This window comes from Streptomyces purpureus, assembly GCF_014648195.1.
GTDB classification, from domain to species: Bacteria; Actinomycetota; Actinomycetes; order Streptomycetales; family Streptomycetaceae; genus Streptomyces; species Streptomyces purpureus.
Window position 1 is genome coordinate 172564 of record NZ_BMQQ01000002.1, and the last position, 15980, is coordinate 188543.

The 15980-nt window shown below is 73.5% G+C and carries 16 protein-coding genes; 10 read left to right on the plus strand and 6 right to left on the minus strand.

Translation table 11 applies throughout. The features are described from left to right. Positions 1 to 22 precede the first annotated feature (22 nt). Complete coding sequence (locus tag IEZ01_RS04550; RefSeq protein WP_019890195.1) at positions 23 to 934, plus strand: PPK2 family polyphosphate kinase; 912 nt, start codon at positions 23 to 25, stop codon at positions 932 to 934. A gap of 37 nt (positions 935 to 971) precedes the next feature. Beyond that, a complete protein-coding gene (locus IEZ01_RS04555) occupies positions 972 to 1853 on the plus strand; it encodes a polysaccharide deacetylase family protein (RefSeq protein ID WP_189200018.1) in 882 nt (293 codons plus the stop codon). 27 nt (positions 1854 to 1880) lie between these two features. On the opposite strand, the gene IEZ01_RS04560 is transcribed toward IEZ01_RS04555, so the two are convergent. From IEZ01_RS04560 to IEZ01_RS04575, 4 genes are all read right to left on the minus strand, one after another. Then, entirely contained in the window at positions 1881 to 2060 is a 180-nt protein-coding gene (locus IEZ01_RS04560) for a hypothetical protein (protein ID WP_106960012.1), read from the minus strand. A gap of 68 nt (positions 2061 to 2128) precedes the next feature. After that, entirely contained in the window at positions 2129 to 2797 is a 669-nt protein-coding gene (locus IEZ01_RS04565) for an ABC transporter (protein WP_189200020.1), read from the minus strand. Beyond that, the gene (locus IEZ01_RS04570; protein WP_229832679.1) at positions 2794 to 3582 is read right to left on the minus strand and encodes an ABC transporter ATP-binding protein; all 789 of its coding nucleotides are present in this window, start codon (positions 3580 to 3582) and stop codon (positions 2794 to 2796) included. Before IEZ01_RS04570 ends, IEZ01_RS04565 begins: the two co-directional genes overlap by 4 nt. Positions 3583 to 3638: 56 nt before the next feature. Further along, positions 3639 to 4316, minus strand: a complete 678-nt coding sequence (locus IEZ01_RS04575) for an AIM24 family protein (protein WP_189200022.1) — start codon at positions 4314 to 4316, stop codon at positions 3639 to 3641. Between the two features lie 83 nt (positions 4317 to 4399). On the opposite strand from IEZ01_RS04575, the gene IEZ01_RS04580 reads away from it, so the two are divergent. From IEZ01_RS04580 to IEZ01_RS04605, 6 genes are all read left to right on the plus strand, one after another. After that, positions 4400 to 5122 carry a peptidyl-tRNA hydrolase gene (locus IEZ01_RS04580; protein ID WP_373287562.1) on the plus strand — a complete coding sequence of 241 codons (723 nt, stop codon included), beginning with the start codon at positions 4400 to 4402 and terminating at the stop codon, positions 5120 to 5122. A gap of 148 nt (positions 5123 to 5270) precedes the next feature. Further along, positions 5271 to 6047, plus strand: a complete 777-nt coding sequence (locus IEZ01_RS04585) for a DUF4142 domain-containing protein (RefSeq protein WP_019890188.1) — start codon at positions 5271 to 5273, stop codon at positions 6045 to 6047. A gap of 134 nt (positions 6048 to 6181) precedes the next feature. After that, the gene (locus IEZ01_RS04590) at positions 6182 to 7486 is read left to right on the plus strand and encodes an MbnB/TglH/ChrH family RiPP precursor modification enzyme (protein ID WP_028798098.1); all 1305 of its coding nucleotides are present in this window, start codon (positions 6182 to 6184) and stop codon (positions 7484 to 7486) included. Between the two features lie 7 nt (positions 7487 to 7493). Further along, entirely contained in the window at positions 7494 to 8480 is a 987-nt protein-coding gene (locus tag IEZ01_RS04595) for a TIGR04222 domain-containing membrane protein (RefSeq protein WP_019890186.1), read from the plus strand. Between the two features lie 85 nt (positions 8481 to 8565). Beyond that, on the plus strand, positions 8566 to 9327 hold the full coding sequence (locus IEZ01_RS04600) for a TIGR04222 domain-containing membrane protein (protein ID WP_189200024.1): 762 nt from the start codon (positions 8566 to 8568) through the stop codon (positions 9325 to 9327). Positions 9328 to 9474: 147 nt separating this feature from the next. After that, on the plus strand, positions 9475 to 11085 hold the full coding sequence (locus IEZ01_RS04605; RefSeq protein WP_189200025.1) for an alpha/beta hydrolase: 1611 nt from the start codon (positions 9475 to 9477) through the stop codon (positions 11083 to 11085). 60 nt (positions 11086 to 11145) lie between these two features. Here IEZ01_RS04605 and hemQ read toward each other — a convergent pair whose 3' ends face one another. After that, the gene (gene hemQ, locus IEZ01_RS04610; RefSeq protein WP_189200026.1) at positions 11146 to 11859 is read right to left on the minus strand and encodes a hydrogen peroxide-dependent heme synthase; all 714 of its coding nucleotides are present in this window, start codon (positions 11857 to 11859) and stop codon (positions 11146 to 11148) included. Between the two features lie 4 nt (positions 11860 to 11863). Continuing rightward, positions 11864 to 13327, minus strand: a complete 1464-nt coding sequence (hemG, locus tag IEZ01_RS04615) for a protoporphyrinogen oxidase (RefSeq protein WP_189200027.1) — start codon at positions 13325 to 13327, stop codon at positions 11864 to 11866. Between the two features lie 127 nt (positions 13328 to 13454). Here hemG and IEZ01_RS04620 point away from each other — a divergent pair, with 127 nt between their 5' ends. Further along, positions 13455 to 14438 carry a DUF4349 domain-containing protein gene (locus IEZ01_RS04620; RefSeq protein WP_019890181.1) on the plus strand — a complete coding sequence of 328 codons (984 nt, stop codon included), beginning with the start codon at positions 13455 to 13457 and terminating at the stop codon, positions 14436 to 14438. Positions 14439 to 14465: 27 nt separating this feature from the next. After that, a complete protein-coding gene (locus tag IEZ01_RS04625) occupies positions 14466 to 15851 on the plus strand; it encodes an FAD-dependent oxidoreductase (protein WP_019890180.1) in 1386 nt (461 codons plus the stop codon). The last annotated feature ends 129 nt before the right edge of the window (positions 15852 to 15980 follow it).

The following is a 15980-nucleotide window of genomic DNA, read 5'->3' on the forward strand; positions in this document are numbered from 1 at the left end:
AGCGCGCGAGCGGAGGAGCCCCATGGCCAGGAAGAAGGACAGCCGCCCAGCCGGGCCACAGCACTCCGCGCGCCTCGGTGACCTGCTGCGCGTACCGGCCGGCGAGCGCCCCGACCTGGCCGCGTATCCGGCCGACGCCCTCCCGGCCGGGCCCACGGACAAGACGGCGGGTGTCGCCGCGACGGACGCGCTCGGCGGGCGCCTCGCCGGGCTCCAGGAGCGGCTGTACGCGGCGAGCACGGCGGGCGACCGCCGACGTCTGCTGCTGATCCTCCAGGGCATGGACACCAGCGGGAAGGGCGGCACGGTCAAGCACGTCATCGGCCACTTCAACCCCTCGGGCTGCCGGATCAAGGCGTTCAAGGCCCCCACCGAGGAGGAGCAGAGCCATCCGTTCCTCTGGCGGATCATGCGGGAGCTGCCGCGCCCGGGCGAGATCGGCATCTTCGACCGCTCGCAGTACGAGGACGTGCTGGTCGCCCGGGTCCGTGAGCTGGTCCCCCGCGCCCAGATCGACCGCCGCTACGAGCAGATCAACCGCTTCGAGCAGTCCCTGACCGAGGACGGGGTGACCGTCGTCAAGGTCTTCCTGCACCTCTCCTACGAGGAGCAGCGCCGCCGTCTGCTGGCCCGGCTCGACAATCCGGACAAGCACTGGAAGTTCAGCCCGGGCGACATCGACGAGCGGGCACTGTGGCCCGCGTACCAGAAGGCGTACGCGCTCGCGCTGGAGCACTGCTCGACGGAGGCGGCGCCGTGGTACCTCGTCCCGGCGGACCGTAAGTGGTACCGCAACTGGGCGGTCAGCACGCTGCTCCTGGAGCATCTGGAGGCGCTGGATCCGAGGTATCCGCGGGCGGACTTCGACGTCGAGGCGTGCAGACGGCGGCTGCTCGCCCAGGAAGGTGACGAGCCGGGCCACAGCGGGGTGTGACCACACGGGAAAGATGATGATCGGATACTTTCCGTGAGTGACCCATTCTGTACGTACGCTCTCCAGCCTGCTGGCTGTGCTGGGGGCCGCCCTCCTCGTCGGCTGCGCTGGTAAGGCGCCCGACACCGCCACACCTCCCGGCCCCGCGCAGCCGTCGGCCGCCCCTTCGGCGTCGGCCTCCGCCTCGGTACCGACATCGGCCGGCGAGCGTCGGCCGCCCACCATGGCGCCTGGCCCCGCCGGGCTGACGCCCGTCTTCGAACGGGCCCCTCAGGGCACGGAGAAGCGGGTCGCGCTCACCTTCGACGCCGACATGACCGCCGACCAGGGCCCGCGCGCGGCGGCCGGTGAGCGCTTCGACAATCCGGCGCTCATCGAGACCCTGCGCAGGCTCAAGGTGCCCTCGACGGTGTTCATGACCGGCCGCTGGGCGGAGGAGTACCCGGACCAGGCGAAGGCGATCGGGAACGACCCGGTCTTCGAGATCGCCAACCACTCCTACAGCCACTACTCCTTCAAGCCCGACTGCTACGGCCTGCCGGTCCTGCCGCAGAAGGAGATGGCCGCCGACGTCGAGCGTGCATTCGCCGCCTTCCGCGCGGCGGGCGCGCGCAATGTGGTGCCGTACTTCCGCTTCCCGGGCGGCTGCTACGACGACCGGGCGCTGCAGTCGCTGGCTCCGGCGAAGGTGACGGCCGTGCAGTGGGACGTGGTCAGCGGTGACGCCTTCGCCAAGGACGGCGACGCGGTCGCCGAGCAGGTCCTGGCCGGCGTGAAACCCGGATCGCTGGTGGTCATGCACTGCACGCGCAGCGCCGCCCCGGTCACGGAGGCGGCGATCCGCAGGATCGTGCCGGAGCTGCGCGCGCGGGGCTACCGCTTCGTGAAGGTCTCCGAACTGATGGCGGAGCGGGGCTGAGCGCCGAGGTCGGCCCGAGGCCTGGGCTCAGCCTGAGCAGGCCGTGCGCTCGGCCTCCCGCCATTCGCAGACCGGGCAGAGCGTGATGCCCTTCGTCGACTCGGGATACTCGGTCGGCTCGCGGCACAGAACGCACTCCGCCCACGGCGGCCCGGCGTCCGGCTGCGGGGCGCCTTCGGCGGCCGTGGGAGCGGGCGCGCAGTACAGGTCTTCGCGCGTGTCGTCTATGTATTCGAGCGTACTCGCCGCCGGACGCGTCTTCCGTACGCCCGTCGTCACTCGCGCCACGCCGTGAGCCGGCAGGCGAGTGCGACCGCGGCGGCCGCGAGGGCGCCAGCGCCGAGGAGGGCGAGCCAGGGGATGTGTACGGTGCCGTCGCGCGAGCCGGTCACCAGGGCCGTCACGGCGTGGTGTGCCGGCGAGCCGGTTGTCACGAGGACCAGCAGCGATCCGAGCAGGGTCGCCGCGGTCGACCAGCCGCGGCCGAGGACGAGCGGTCTGGAGCACAGCGTGCCGAGGGCCGTACCGGTCAGCACCGCGACGCCTGCGGCGACCGCCCCGGCGAGCCCGGCGGGCAGCGGAGCCACGTACGCCGAGTAGTCGGCGCTCGTCGGCCGGCTGACGTAGGTGACCAGGGGGGTCGCGAGGAGGGCGAGGAGTCCCGTGGTCGTGGCGGCGGTCAGTACGGCCGCCAGGTGGCCCCGCTGACGCCCGGCCGCGGCGGCGACGACGTGCCGGGCGGCGGGCGGCTCCTGGTCGAGGCAGATCCGTACCAGCCAGGCGGTGACCGGCACGAGCGCGGCGGCGGCCCAGCCGAGCGCGCCGAGCACCGGCTCGCCGACGCGGACACCGATCCCCAGGAAGATCACGTACAGCAGGACCGGGGGCAGCCAGCGCTGGGAGCGCAGGAGGAGGCCCGTCTGGTAGCGGAGGAGTGCGGTCATCGGGGGCGCCCGGTGGTCGTGGGGGCGCCGGCGGCGCCCACCTGGTGGATGTGCCAGAACGGCCGCGCCGTCAGCAGCGCCCGGAGCAGGGCGTCGGATTCGCTCGCGGCGACGGTGAACACCACCGTGCCGTCCGGGCCGGGGGTGTACGAGGGTGCGCCCGGCAGCTCGTCGGGCAGCAGCGGGCCGGAGGCCACGATCCGTACGCGCGGGACGGGTGCCGGGCCGGGCTCGCTCGCCGCCGTCAGCCGGCCGTGCTCGACGGCGTACACCGCGTCCGGGGCACCGGCGAGGCGCCGCGGGTCGTGGTCGACGAAGACGGCCGTGCCGCCGGCGGCGACCCGTTCGGTGACCGCCCGGTCCAGCTCCCCGCGGGCCGCCGTGTCGAGGCCGGTCCAGGCCTCGTCGAGGACGATCAGGCCGGGGTCGGCGAGCAGGGCCTGGGCGACGGCGACCTTCTGGCTGGTGCCCTTGGAGAGTTCGGCGAGCGGCGTGTGGGCGTGGGCGCCGGCGCCGAGCCGCTCCAGCCACTCGTCGGCGCGGGCGGCCGCGGCCGCCCGCCCGAGTCCCTGGATGCGGCCAAGGTGGACCAGATAGCCGGACGCGGTGAAGGGCAGGGCGGCCGGGAAGCGCTCGGGGACGTACGCCGTGCGGGGCGGGCGGCCCGTGATCCGGCCCTCGGTGGGGGCGTCGATCCCGGCGATCAGCCGCAGCAGTGTGGACTTTCCGGTGCCGTTGGTGCCCTGGATCCGGATCAGCCGGTGCGGGGGCAGGTCGAGTTCCATGCCGCGCAGCACCCACGGCCCCCGGGAACCGTAGCGGCGGCCGACGCCGTCGAGTTTCAGTTTGCCGACGCCTTCTGCGGGGTGAGCTCGCTCGGCCGGACGATCACGAAGCCGTCGCCCTCCAGCTTGAGCTGGACGGCTTCGCCGGATCCGCCCCGGAGCATCGAGCCGACGGACTGGGAGCGGTGCAGTGAGGTGTGCAACTGCGCGCTCCAGCCGACGACGGCGTCGGTGTCGGCGAAGACCGGCGCCTGCGGGCTCACGGGTATCACGATCGGGGTGCCCTCGCAGATCACGGCGAGCTTGCCGTAGCCGGTGAAGAGGCTGTTGAAGAGCCCGCCGCCGGTCATGCCGGCGCCCTTCACCGTCTTGATCTCGTAGGAGAGGGTGGCGTCGAAGCAGAGGACGTTGCGGCCGTTGACGGTGAGGGCGTCGCCCTGGTCGATCTCGACGATGAAGCAGTTCTGTGCCTCGTGGGCGAACCACGCCTCGCCCTGGCCGCGGACGGCCATCAGCGGCAGTCCCTCGCCGGTGACCGCGCGCTTGAGCATGCCGCCTATGCCCTGGCCCTTGCGCTCGAACTGGAGATTGCCACGGAAGGCGATCATCGATCCCTGCCGGGCGTGCATCTCGCCGTTGACGGCGTACTTGACCGACTTGGAGTTCTGCAGGGTCATGCCGGGGGTGGTGGCCTGCTGTGCGAGGTTCTCGGTGGAGAAAAGATCACTCTTCATGCCGGGCATCGTCGCCCGGAATGCTCTGTTCCGCCAAGAACGGCCCCGCTCGCCCGGAAATCGGCGGGTGGCAGACTGGCCAGGTGAGCAGCGACGACACCTCCACCATCCCGAACACCCACGGCGCCCAGGACGCGGCGGCCCGCTCCCGCGACGAGGCACCGCAGTTCGTCCTCCCGCTGGTCGTACGGATCGAGAAGGACGCCCCGCCGGCCCGTACGGACGCGATGGAGACCGCGGCCCGCGCGGTCCTGGAGATCCTCGCCGACGAGCGGTCCCACGGCGAGGGCGAGTGGGCCGAGGCGATGCGGGACTGGCAGGACGCCCGGATCCGCAAGGTCGTGCGCCGGGCGCGCGGCGCGGAGTGGCGCAAGGCGTCGGCGCTGCCCGGTATCACGGTCACCGGTGACACCGCGGAGGTCCGCGTCTTCCCGCCGGTCCCCCTCGACGGCTGGCCGAAGGAACTGGCCAAACTCCAGGTCTCCGGCACGGAGCTGGACGACCCGGCGGAGCCGGACGACCCGGAGTCCGACAAGGCTGCCGTGCTCTGGCTGAACCCCACGCTCGACATGTCGGCGGGCAAGGCGATGGCGCAGGTCGGCCATGGCGCGCAGCTGCTGTGGTGGGAGATGACGGACGCCGATCGGACCTCCTGGCAGGCGGCCGGCTTCCCCCTCCACGTGCGCACCGCGCCCCCGGAGCGCTGGGCGGCGCTGACCACGAGCGGCCTGCCGGTCGTCCGTGACGCCGGTTTCACCGAGATCGCCCCCGGCAGCTGCACGGTGGTGGGGAGTTTCCCGGCGTAGCGGATGAACTGCTCAGTCTCCCCGGGCCGTTGAACGGGATCGTAGAGAAATCCGTACCTCCCGGTACTGCGAAGTAGGTTCTTCGCCCACCGCGGCAGCGGTTGCGTGCACACTGCGGTGTCACACTTCGGATCGGGAGGCAGACTTGTTGCGGCGCATCAACGGGACGGCACTCATCATCGCGGCGCTCGTCGCCACAGTGGGGGCACTCGCTTTCCCCGTCTGGTCCTACGCCGACCGCTCCGGCACCGGCCAGGCCAACCTCAACGCCTCGACGGTCGCCACGCAGTGGGGGCCGCTCTCGGCGACGGACCGGGACTTCCTCGTGAAGGTACGGCTCGCGGGGCTGTGGGAGCTGCCCGCCGGGCAGCAGGCGATCGAGCGGGCGCCCAGTCAGGCGATCAAGGACGCCGGTGACCATCTGGTCGTCGGCCACGCCGACCTCGACCGGCGGGCCCGGGACGTGGCGGCGAAGCTGGGGGTGGAGCTGCCCAACCAGCCCACCGAACAGCAGCAGGGATGGCTGCGGGAGATGTCGGCCGCCCAGGGACGGGAGTACGAGCGGAAGTTCGCCAATCTGCTGCGCAACGCGCACGGCAAGGTGTTCTCGCTGATCGCGCAGGTACGGCACACCACCCGTAACACGCTGATACGGCAGCTGGCGTCCGACGCCAACCAGACGGTGCTCGACCACATCACCATGCTGGAGCAGACCGGGATGGTCGACTTCGACGCCATCGCCAACGAGGCGGCGGGCGGCGCGACCGCGAGCCCGACCGGCCCGCCGCCGCCCAACGGCAACCTTCCGCCCGCGCCGTCCCCGGCCGTGCCGACCGGCGAGGACCAGTCCTTCACCTCCCGGCCCTCCACCGGCCCCGGCGCGCCGACGGCGATCAACACCAACCGGCCGCTGATGGAGCACTGACGCGCCGAACATTGGTGCGGAACCTCAAATGAACCTCTGAACGTCCCCTTGTTCGGATTCACCGCCGCCCGGCGGGGCCATTACCCCTGCACCGCCGCACAACGGGGCGCAGAGGAGGGGACATGACGGGGACCATGGAGCTCGGTATCGGCATCGGCTGGCGTCCGGAGATCGCGGACGCGGTGGAGGCGCTGCCCGGTGTCGACTGGGTGGAGGTGGTCGCGGAGAACATCTGCGCCGGCCACCTCCCCGACTCTCTGGCGCGACTGCGCGCCCGCGGCACGAAAGTGATCCCGCACGGTGTCTCGCTGGGCCTCGGCGGCGCCGACCGCCCGGACCCGGGGCGGCTCGCGGAGCTCGCCGGGAAGGCCACGGCGCTCGGCGCGCCGCTGGTCACCGAGCACATCGCCTTCGTACGGGCCGGAGGCGCGCTCACCGCGACGCCGGCGCTGGAGGCCGGCCACCTGCTGCCGGTCCCGCGCACCTGGGACGCGCTGGACGTGCTCTGCGAGAACGTCCGTATCGCCCAGGACGCGCTGCCGGTGCCGCTGGCACTGGAGAACATCGCGGCGCTGATCTCCTGGCCGGGCGAGGAGCTGACGGAAGGCCAGTTCCTGTCGGAGCTCGTGGAGCGGACCGGCGTACGGCTCCTGATCGACGTGGCCAACCTGCACACCAACCACGTCAACCGTGGCGAGGACCCGGTGAAGGCGCTCGCCGAGCTGCCCGCGGAGGCCATCGCCTATGTCCATGTGGCGGGCGGCGTCGAACGCGACGGCGTCTGGCACGACACCCACGCCCACCCGGTCCCCCGCCCGGTCCTCGACATCCTCCACGAGCTGCGCACCCGCGTGGCGCCGCCGGGGGTCCTGCTGGAGCGGGACGACGACTTCCCTCCGGCGGACGAGCTGGACTCGGAGCTGACGGCGATCCGCGAGACGCTGGCGCGAGCCGCCGACGGGCAGAAGGCCGAGGCAGCGGGCCCGAAGCGGGAGACCACACCCGGGCCGGGCCCGGCCCAAGGCACCGACGCCGCGCGTGAGCGGCTCGGCGTCGCCCAGGCCGCGTTGCTGTCCGCCCTGGTCGCGGGGACGCCCACGCCCGAGGGGTTCGACGCGGGGCGGCTGCGGGTGCAGAGCCGGGCCCTCGCCGCCAAGCGGGCGGACGTGGTGGCCAAGGTGGCGCCGGAGCTGCCGGAGATCCTCGGCGGCGGGTACCGCCCGGCCTTCCTCGCGTACGCCAGGAGCCGGCCGATGCGCGGCGGCTACCGCCGGGACGCGCTGGACTTCGCCGAGCGTCTGCTGGTCGCCGGGGAGCCCGCCGACGCCGCCGCGCGGCGGCGGCTCACCCGCTGGTGGCAGGAGCGCGCCGGGGCCCGCCCGCCCGGCCGGGCCACCCGGATCGTGCGGGCTGCCCGCGCGGCGCTGGTGCGGGGGTGACGGGGCCATGGACGCTCTGCCCGTTCTGATCTTCTTCGCCGTCGTCATCAGCTCCGTCGTCCTGATCGTCCAGGTGCGGTCGGTGCGCCGCGGGTCCGGCGGTTCGGTCCACGACCTGTCCGAGGTCGCCTTCCTCAACGGCGGCCCGGCCAGGGTCGTGGACACGGCGCTCGCCGCCATGCAGGCGGACGGCCGGATCGCGGTCGGCGGCCCCGGGATCCTGACCGTCGTACGCCCGACCGCCTACCACCCCGTCGAGCGCGCCGTCCTCCAGGAGCACGCGACCGCCCCGAACGGCGCCCTGCACACCCTGCGCCTCGCCGTCATGCGCCATCCGGCGGTGCAGGAGATCGGCGACGGGCTGGCCGCCCGCGGGCTGCTCGTCCCGCCGGACGCACGGCGCCGGGGCGTGCGCTGGGCGGCCTGGCAAGGGTTCGGCTGTCTCGGGCTGCTGCTGGTGTCGTTCGTCGCCACCCTCACGGGGGCGAAGGCCGGCGGGGTGCCGTTCGTCGTGATGGTGCTGCCGTCGCTGCTGCCCGGCGGCGTCATCGCGCTGATCTGCGCGGGGTACGCCTCCGGCCGGATCACCGCGGCCGGCCGGCGCGCCGCCCTCCAGTACTACCGGGACAACGTCTACCTCGCCGACGCCGGACACCTCGTGGCCCTGCGCGGACTGCGGGCGCTGCCGGACCCGGTGATGCGCGAGCAGCTGACGGCGGCGGCCCGCCACTACGCCCCCGCGTCCGGCGGTGGTTCGTCGTCGTCCGACGCCGCGTTCCCGGTGGTGGTGTGGTGCGCCGCGAGCTCCGGCGGCTCCTCCTGCGGCGCGTACGGCGGCGGTGGCGGGGGCGGCGGTTCGTCCTGCGGGGTCGGCTCGGGCGGCGGCGGTGGCTCCAGCTGCTCCGGTGCCGGCTCCAGCTGTTCGAGCTCCAGCGGTGGCTCCAGTTGCTCAAGTTCCAGTGGTGGCTCCAGTTGCTCGAGCTCCAGCTCCTGAACCCACCCGCTCCAGATCCCCAACTCTGTCCGGATCGTGGAATATCGGTGGCGCCCGGACCCTTGGGTCCCGTAGAAACTCCGCCATGCTCCTCTGGGTCCCGCTCCTGCTGGTGGCATGTGCCATCGCCGCCCTCAGCTGTGCCCGGCTGTGCCTGGCCGCCGTGGAGGCGGCCGCGCGTCCCGCCCCGCCGCCGGAGCCGGAGCGGGCCCGCGCGCTGAGCCTCGCCGAGGCCGCGTATCTGTCCGGCGGGCCCCTGCGGGTCGCCGATCTGACCCTGCTGTCCATGCACCGCCACCGCCGCCTCCTGCTGGCGCACACCGGCTGGGTCACCGTCGTCGACCCTCGCGGGCGTGACCCCCTGGAGCGTGCGGTGCTCGGGGCGATAGGCCCCGAGGAGCAGTGCCGTACCGCCCCGATACGGCCCCTGGTGGCCGCCGCCGACCCCGTACGTGTGCTCGCGGACCGGCTGGTCGCGAACGGTCTGGCCGTGCCGGACGGCGGGCGGCGCAGCGTGGCGGGCGGGGTCCGCGCCGTGCGCGGCGCGCTGGCGCTGGCCCTTCTGCTGGGCGCGGCCGCACTGCTGACGGCCCCGCAGGCGGACATGGCATCGGTGCTCGGCTGGTTCACGATGCCGGTGGTGCTCACGGGCGGCTGTCTGCTCATCGCCCGCATGGAGGTGTACCCGTACACCCGCTGGGCCTCCCCCGCCGGACAGGCGCTACTGGGGGCGCTGCCCCCCGACGATCCGCTGGCGGTCGTCGCCACACGCGGCGTCCGGGCCCTGGACGACCCGGAGTTGCTGGCGGCGCTCACGGCGGGCCGGGGGGCGCGGCCCGGTCACTGAGCGCCGCGCGCACGACCCGGCCGGGGGCGCATCGGGGGCATTGGCCCCGACACCGTCCGTAGATCCTTTACTCGCGGGGCCGCGCTGCCGACGATCCCTGTGTCCGCGGTGCCGCCAGACGGTGCCGTACCGCACGAAGGGAGCGCGATGCGAGCCGTCGCCCTGTATGGAGTCATCGGATCGCTGGTGCTGTCGGCACTCGCCGCAACGCCCGCCGGGGGGCTCGACACCGGCTCGGCCGAGGCGGCCGGTACGAGGATCGCCACGGCGCGCGCCGCCGAGGCCGGTATCACCTTCGGTCCCTGCCCGGCGGTGGAACAGCTGCCGTCGTCCGTGCGGTGCGGCACGGTCGAGGTCCCGCTCGACTACGCCCGCCCCGACGGCCGCCGTATCTCCCTGACCGTCAGCCGGATCGCGGCGCGCGGCAAGGCCGCCGAGCGGCAGGGCGCGCTGGTGTACAACCCGGGCGGCCCCGGCGCCTCCTCGATGTACTTCCCGATGACCGCCGACCTGCCCGCGTGGAAGCGGCTCGCGGGGGCGTACGACTTCGTGGGGTACGCGCCGCGCGGGGTGGGCCGGTCGGCGCCCGTGTCGTGCCAGGAACCGAAGGAGTTCGTGAAGGCGCCGACGCAGGCGCCCACGCAGCCGTCGGAAGCCTTCAAGCGGGCGCGGATCGCGGACGCCAAGGCCTACGCGCAAGGCTGTGCGCGCCGCACCGGGGACGCACTGCGCCACTACACCTCGCTCAACAACGCCCGGGACCTGGAGGTGCTGCGGGCAGCGCTGGGCGAGGAGAAGATCACGTACATGGGGGCGTCGTACGGCACGTACATCGGCGCCCTGTACGCGACGCTCTTCCCGGGGCATGTGAGGCGGATGGTGTTCGACTCGGCGGTGCATCCGGGCACGGAGCAGGTCTGGTACCGCAACAACCTCGACCAGTCACCGGCGTTCGAGCGGCGCTGGGGGGACTTCCGGGCCTGGGTCGCCAAGCACCACCGGACGTACGCCCTCGGGGCCACGCCCGAGGCGGTGCTGAGCAGCTACGAGAAGGCGGCCGCCCGGCTCGCCAAGGAGCCGGCGGGCGGGAAGGTCGGCCCCGGGGAGCTGCAGGCCGCGTTCCTGACGACCGGGTATTACGACGAGATCTGGCCGACGCGGGCGCGGGCGCTGTCGCGGTATCTCAAGGGTGACCCGAAGCCGCTGATCGAGCAGGCGGCGCCGGACGAGGCAGGCGCCCAGGAGTCCGAGAACGGAAACGCCGTCTACACGGCGGTCGAGTGCAACGACGCGCCCTGGCCGACGGACTGGGAGGTCTGGGACCGCGACAACACCGAACTGGCGAAGGTCGCGCCGTTCGAGACCTGGGACAACGCGTTCCTGAACCTGCCGTGCGCCTACTGGCCGGCGCCGCGGCAGCGGCCCCTGGAGGTCGGTACGGAGCCGGGTGCGCTGCCGCCCGTACTGATCCTCGCCGCCGAGCGGGACGCGGCCACGCCGTACGAGGGGGCCGTGGAGCTTCAGCGGCGGCTGTGGGGCTCGGCCCTGGTGACCGAGGAGGACGCGGGGACGCACGGGATCGCCGTGGGCGCCAACAAGTGCGTCAACGGCCATCTGGAGAACTACCTGCTGAACGGCGAGACGCCGGTGCGGCGCGCGTCATGCGCGCCGCACCCGGAGCCGGACCCGGTGTCGCTGGAACGGCGAGGGGCGCGTGAGCCGGGCATGGCTCTGCCCGGGCGTCCGCCCGCCGTCTGATCTTCCGGGTCAGGAGGTGACGGGGCCCCACCTCCGCGTGGGGCCCGCCACCAGGTCTCGCTAGGCCAGGCCGGCCACGAGGTCCGCGACCGACTTGCGCCGGCCGGTGTAGAACGGGACCTCCTCGCGGACGTGCATACGGGCCTCGGAGGCGCGCAGATGGCGCATCAGGTCGACGATGCGGTACAGCTCGTCGGCCTCGAAGGCGAGGATCCACTCGTAGTCGCCGAGGGAGAACGAGGCGACCGTGTTGGCGCGGACGTCGGGGTAGCCGCGGGCCATCTTGCCGTGGTCGGCGAGCATCCGGCGACGGTCCTCGTCCGGCAGCAGGTACCAGTCGTAGGAGCGCACGAAGGGGTAGACGCTGACGTAGTCACGCGGCGTCTCGTCGGCCAGGAAGGCCGGGATGTGCGACTTGTTGAACTCGGCGGGGCGGTGCAGCGCCATGTTCGACCAGACCGGCTCCAGAGCGCGGCCCAGCTTGGTGCGGCGGAAGAGGTTGTACGCCTCCTGGAGCTCGTCCGAGGTCTCGGCGTGCCACCAGATCATGACGTCGGCGTCGGCGCGCAGACCGGAGACGTCGTAGGTGCCACGGATCGTGATGTCCTTGGCGGCGAGCTGGTCGAACAGCTCCTGGACCTCGTCGGCGTAGCCACCGCGGTCCTCGGGAAGAACGTCGCGCAGCTTGAAGACGGACCACAGGGTGTAGCGGATGACCTCGTTGAGGTCCTTCGCCTTCTTACCGGCGTTCGGGATCTTTTCGGGCGCACTCATACAGCTATTCTCGCCTGTCTCTCCGCGTGCCCCGCGCCAGGGTCGGCGTGGCGATGATCTCGTCCGCGGCGTGGTGCGCGCTCGCGACGCACGCGGGGATGCCGACGCCCTCGTAGACCGCGCCGCAGACCCGCAGTCCGGGCAGGGCGGCGACGGCCTCGCGGATGCGGGCGACGCGCGTGAGATGACCGACGGGGTACTGCGGCAGGCCGCCGATCCAGCGGGTGACCTCGGTGGCGACGGGCCGGGCGGTGAGGCCGGTGGCGGCGGCGAGGTCCTTGAGGGAGGCGGCGACGAGATCGGCGTCGTCGCGGTGCAGCTGCTCCTCCTCGCCGTGGCGGCCGACCGAGGTGCGCAGCACGAACAGGTCCGGGGAGCGGTCGGTGACCCACTGCCACTTCTGGCTGGAGAACGTGGAGGCCTTGATCGTGCGGCCGTCGACGGGCGGTACGAGGAAGCCGGAGCCGGGCAGGCCCTCGATGTCGGCGCGCCGGAACGCGAAGGTGACCAGCGCCATCGACGCGTACTCGACCGCGCCGAGCTCGGCGGAGGCGGTGGGCGAGACGTCGGCGAGGAGCGCGGCGGCCGACCAGGCGGGGGTGGCGAGGACGACGGCGTCGGCGTGGAGGGTCCGTCCGGCGGCGGTGATCTCCCAGCGGTCCTGCGCCGGGGAGCCGTCGGCCGCGGTCCGGCGCAGGGCCGTCACCGGGGCTTCGGTGACGATCTCGCCGCCCGCGGCGCGTACGGCGTCGGCGACCGCGCCCGGCAGGAGGCCGATGCCGCCGTCGATGCCCATGAACGCGGCGGCGGGCTGGGCCGCGCCGGACCCGGCGACGTCGGCGGGCTGGGCACCGGAGCGCTGGACGGCCCGCACTGCGTCGCCGAGGGTGCGGTGGGTGCGGGCCTCGTCGAAGAGCTTCGGCACCGCCGCCCGCATGGAGATCCTGTACGCGTCGCCGGCGTAGACCCCGCCGAGCAGCGGTTCCACGAGCCGGTCCACGATCTCGTGGCCCATCCGCTCGGCGACGTACGCGCCGATGGCGATGTCGTCGCCGATCTCGGAAGGCGGCAGGTCGCGGTCCCGCTCCACCCGGCGCAGGCCCTCCTCGGTGAGCAGGTCGCCGAGGACCGTGGCGTCGGCGGGGACGCCCATCACATGGCCCTTGGGCATCGGGCGCAGCGCGTCACGGGTCCAGACGGCGGCGGAGGTGGTGGCGGGTGCCTGGAGCCGGTCGCCGAGGCCCACGGCGCGGGCGAGGGCGACGGCCTCCGGGCGGCGGGCGAGCATCGACTCGGCGCCCAGGTCGACGGGGGCGCCGGCGATCTCACCGGCCTGGAGCTTGCCGCCGAGCTGGTGGGTGGCCTCCAGCAGGGTCACCGGGACCCCGGCGGTGGCGAGCCGGTGGGCGGCGGCGAGACCGGCGATGCCGCCCCCGATGACGACGACATGACCCGTACGTGTGTGCATGAGCCCACTCTCTCAAACCCGAAACGACTCCTGACCGTGACCGCTTCGGGACCGCCGGAGGGCAACCCGGTGGTGTGGCCTGTACGTCGAACCGGCAACACCCACATCCACCCCAGGGGGAGCACAGATGCGTGGACCGGGAATCGCCGCCGCGGCGGCGCTGGCGGCGGTGCTGGCACTGGCCGGCTGCGGCGCGTCGGACGACACGGGCGGCGACGCGAAGCGGGACCTGAGCGCGGCGGCGCCCGAGCGGGCCGGGCAGGGAGCGGGCGCCGACGAGGGGTACGCGTCCTCCGGCGAGCGGGGCGGGAAGGGGGCGCCGGCCACGTCCGCGCCGAAGAAGCCTGCGCTGCCGCAGCAGCACATGATCCGGACGGCCGAGCTGTCGGTGGAGGTCGACAACGCCGCCAAGGCGCTGGCGCGGGCCCGTACGGCCACCGAGAACGCCGGCGGCCATGTGGCGAGCGAGACGACCGAGCGGGTCGACGGGACGCATGTGACCTCGCGGGTGGTGCTGCGGGTCCCGCAGGCCGGGTACGACTCCGTCCTCAAGGAGCTGGCCGGCACGGGCACGCTGCTGTCCCGCAAGGCGGACGCGAAGGACGTCACCGAGCAGGTGGTGGACGTACAGAGCCGGATCGCCACGCAGCGGGCCAGCGTGGAGCGGGTCCGCAAGCTGATGGACCAGGCCACGCAGCTGAGTGACGTGGTGACGCTGGAGAGCGAGTTGAGCCGCCGTCAGGCGGACCTGGAGTCGCTGCTCGCCCAGCAGGCCTCGCTCAAGGACCGCACGACGCTGGCGACGATCACGCTGGAGCTGTCCGAGCGGGGGAAGACCGCGCCGGAGACGGAGGACGAGGGCCCCGGGTTCCTGGACGCGCTGAGCGGCGGCTGGAACGCGCTGGTGACGGTGGTGACGTGGATCGGGATCGCGCTGGCGGCACTGGCGCCGTGGGCGGCGGCGCTGCTCGTGCTGTTCGCGGTGTGGCGGTGGCTGGTCCGGCCCCGGCTGACCAGGCGCCGTACCGCCGCGGACAGCGCCCCGGCGCCCGCACCGGCAGCCGTCCCGGCACCCGCCCACGCCCCCGACCTGACACACAAGGAGGACTGAACGCCCGCCTCGTCGTAGCGTGTTCGCATGAGCGAGCGACTGGTGGTCATCGGCGGCGACGCGACGGGCATGTCCGCCGCGTCGCAGGCCCGTCGGCACAAGAGCCCGGAACAGCTGGAGATCGTCGCCTTCGAGCGGAGTCACTTCACGTCGTACTCCGCCTGCGGGATTCCGTACTGGGTCGGCGGGGACGTCGAGGACCGCGACGACCTGATCGCGCGGACCCCGGAGGAGCACCGCGAGCGGGCCATCGACCTGCGGATGCGGACCGAGGTGACCGAGCTGGACGTGGCCGGGTCACGGGTACGCACCCGGGATCTGGAGTCGGGCGCCGAGTCGTGGACGGGCTACGACCATCTGGTGATCGCGACCGGGGCGCGGCCGGTGCGGCCGCCGCTCCCGGGGATAGACGCGCCGGGCGTGCATGGGGTGCAGACCCTGGACGACGGTCAGGCGCTGCTCGACTCCCTCTCCGCGCTGGAGCGCACGGACGGCCGCCGGGCGGTCGTGGTCGGCGCCGGATACATCGGTGTGGAGATGGCCGAGGCGCTGCTGCACCGCGGCTACGAGGTGACGGTGCTGAACCGCGGCGAACAGCCGATGGCCACCCTCGACCCGGACATGGGCCGGCTGGTGCACCGGGCGATGGACGGCATGGGCATCACCACCGTCGGCTCGTCGACGGTCACCAAGATCCTCACCGGGGACGACGGCCGGGTCCGCGCGGTGGCGACGGACGACGCCGAGTACGCGGCGGACGTCGTCGTCCTCGGCATGGGGGTGGAGCCGGAGACCCGCCTCGCGCAGGCGGCCGGGCTGCCGCTGGGGACGTACGGCGGGCTGCTCACCGATCTCGCCATGCGGGTGCGCGGCCACGAGAACATCTGGGCGGGCGGCGACTGCGTCGAGGTCCTCGACCTGGTCTCGGGCCGCGAACGCCACATCGCACTCGGTACGCACGCCAACAAGCACGGCCAGATCATCGGGGCGAACGTGGGCGGCGGCTACGCCACGTTCCCGGGCGTGGTCGGCACGGCGGTGTCGAAGGTCTGCGACCTGGAGATCGCGCGCACGGGCCTGCGGGAGAAGGACGCCCGTGACGTCGGCCTGAGGTATGTGACGGCGACGGTCGAGTCGACGAGCCGCGCCGGCTACTTCCCGGGCGCCGCCCCCATGACGGTGAAGATGATCGCCGAGCGGCGTACGGGACGGCTGCTCGGGGTGCAGATCGTGGGCCGCGAAGGCGCGGCGAAGCGGGTGGACATCGCGGCCGTGGCGCTGACGGCGGGGATGACGGTGGAGCAGATGACGGCACTGGACCTGGGGTACGCGCCGCCGTTCTCGCCGGTGTGGGACCCGGTCCTGGTCGCGGCGCGCAAGGCGGTGGCGGCGGTGCGGGCGGCCGGGGTCTGAGAGCCGGGCGGGGCCGCGGGATTCCCCCCGGCCCCGGCCCCCGGCTCAGCGCGCCGCCGCCGTTCTCGCCGGTGTGGGACCCGGTCCTGGTCGCGGCGCGCAAGGCGGTGGCGGCGGTGCGTGCGGGCG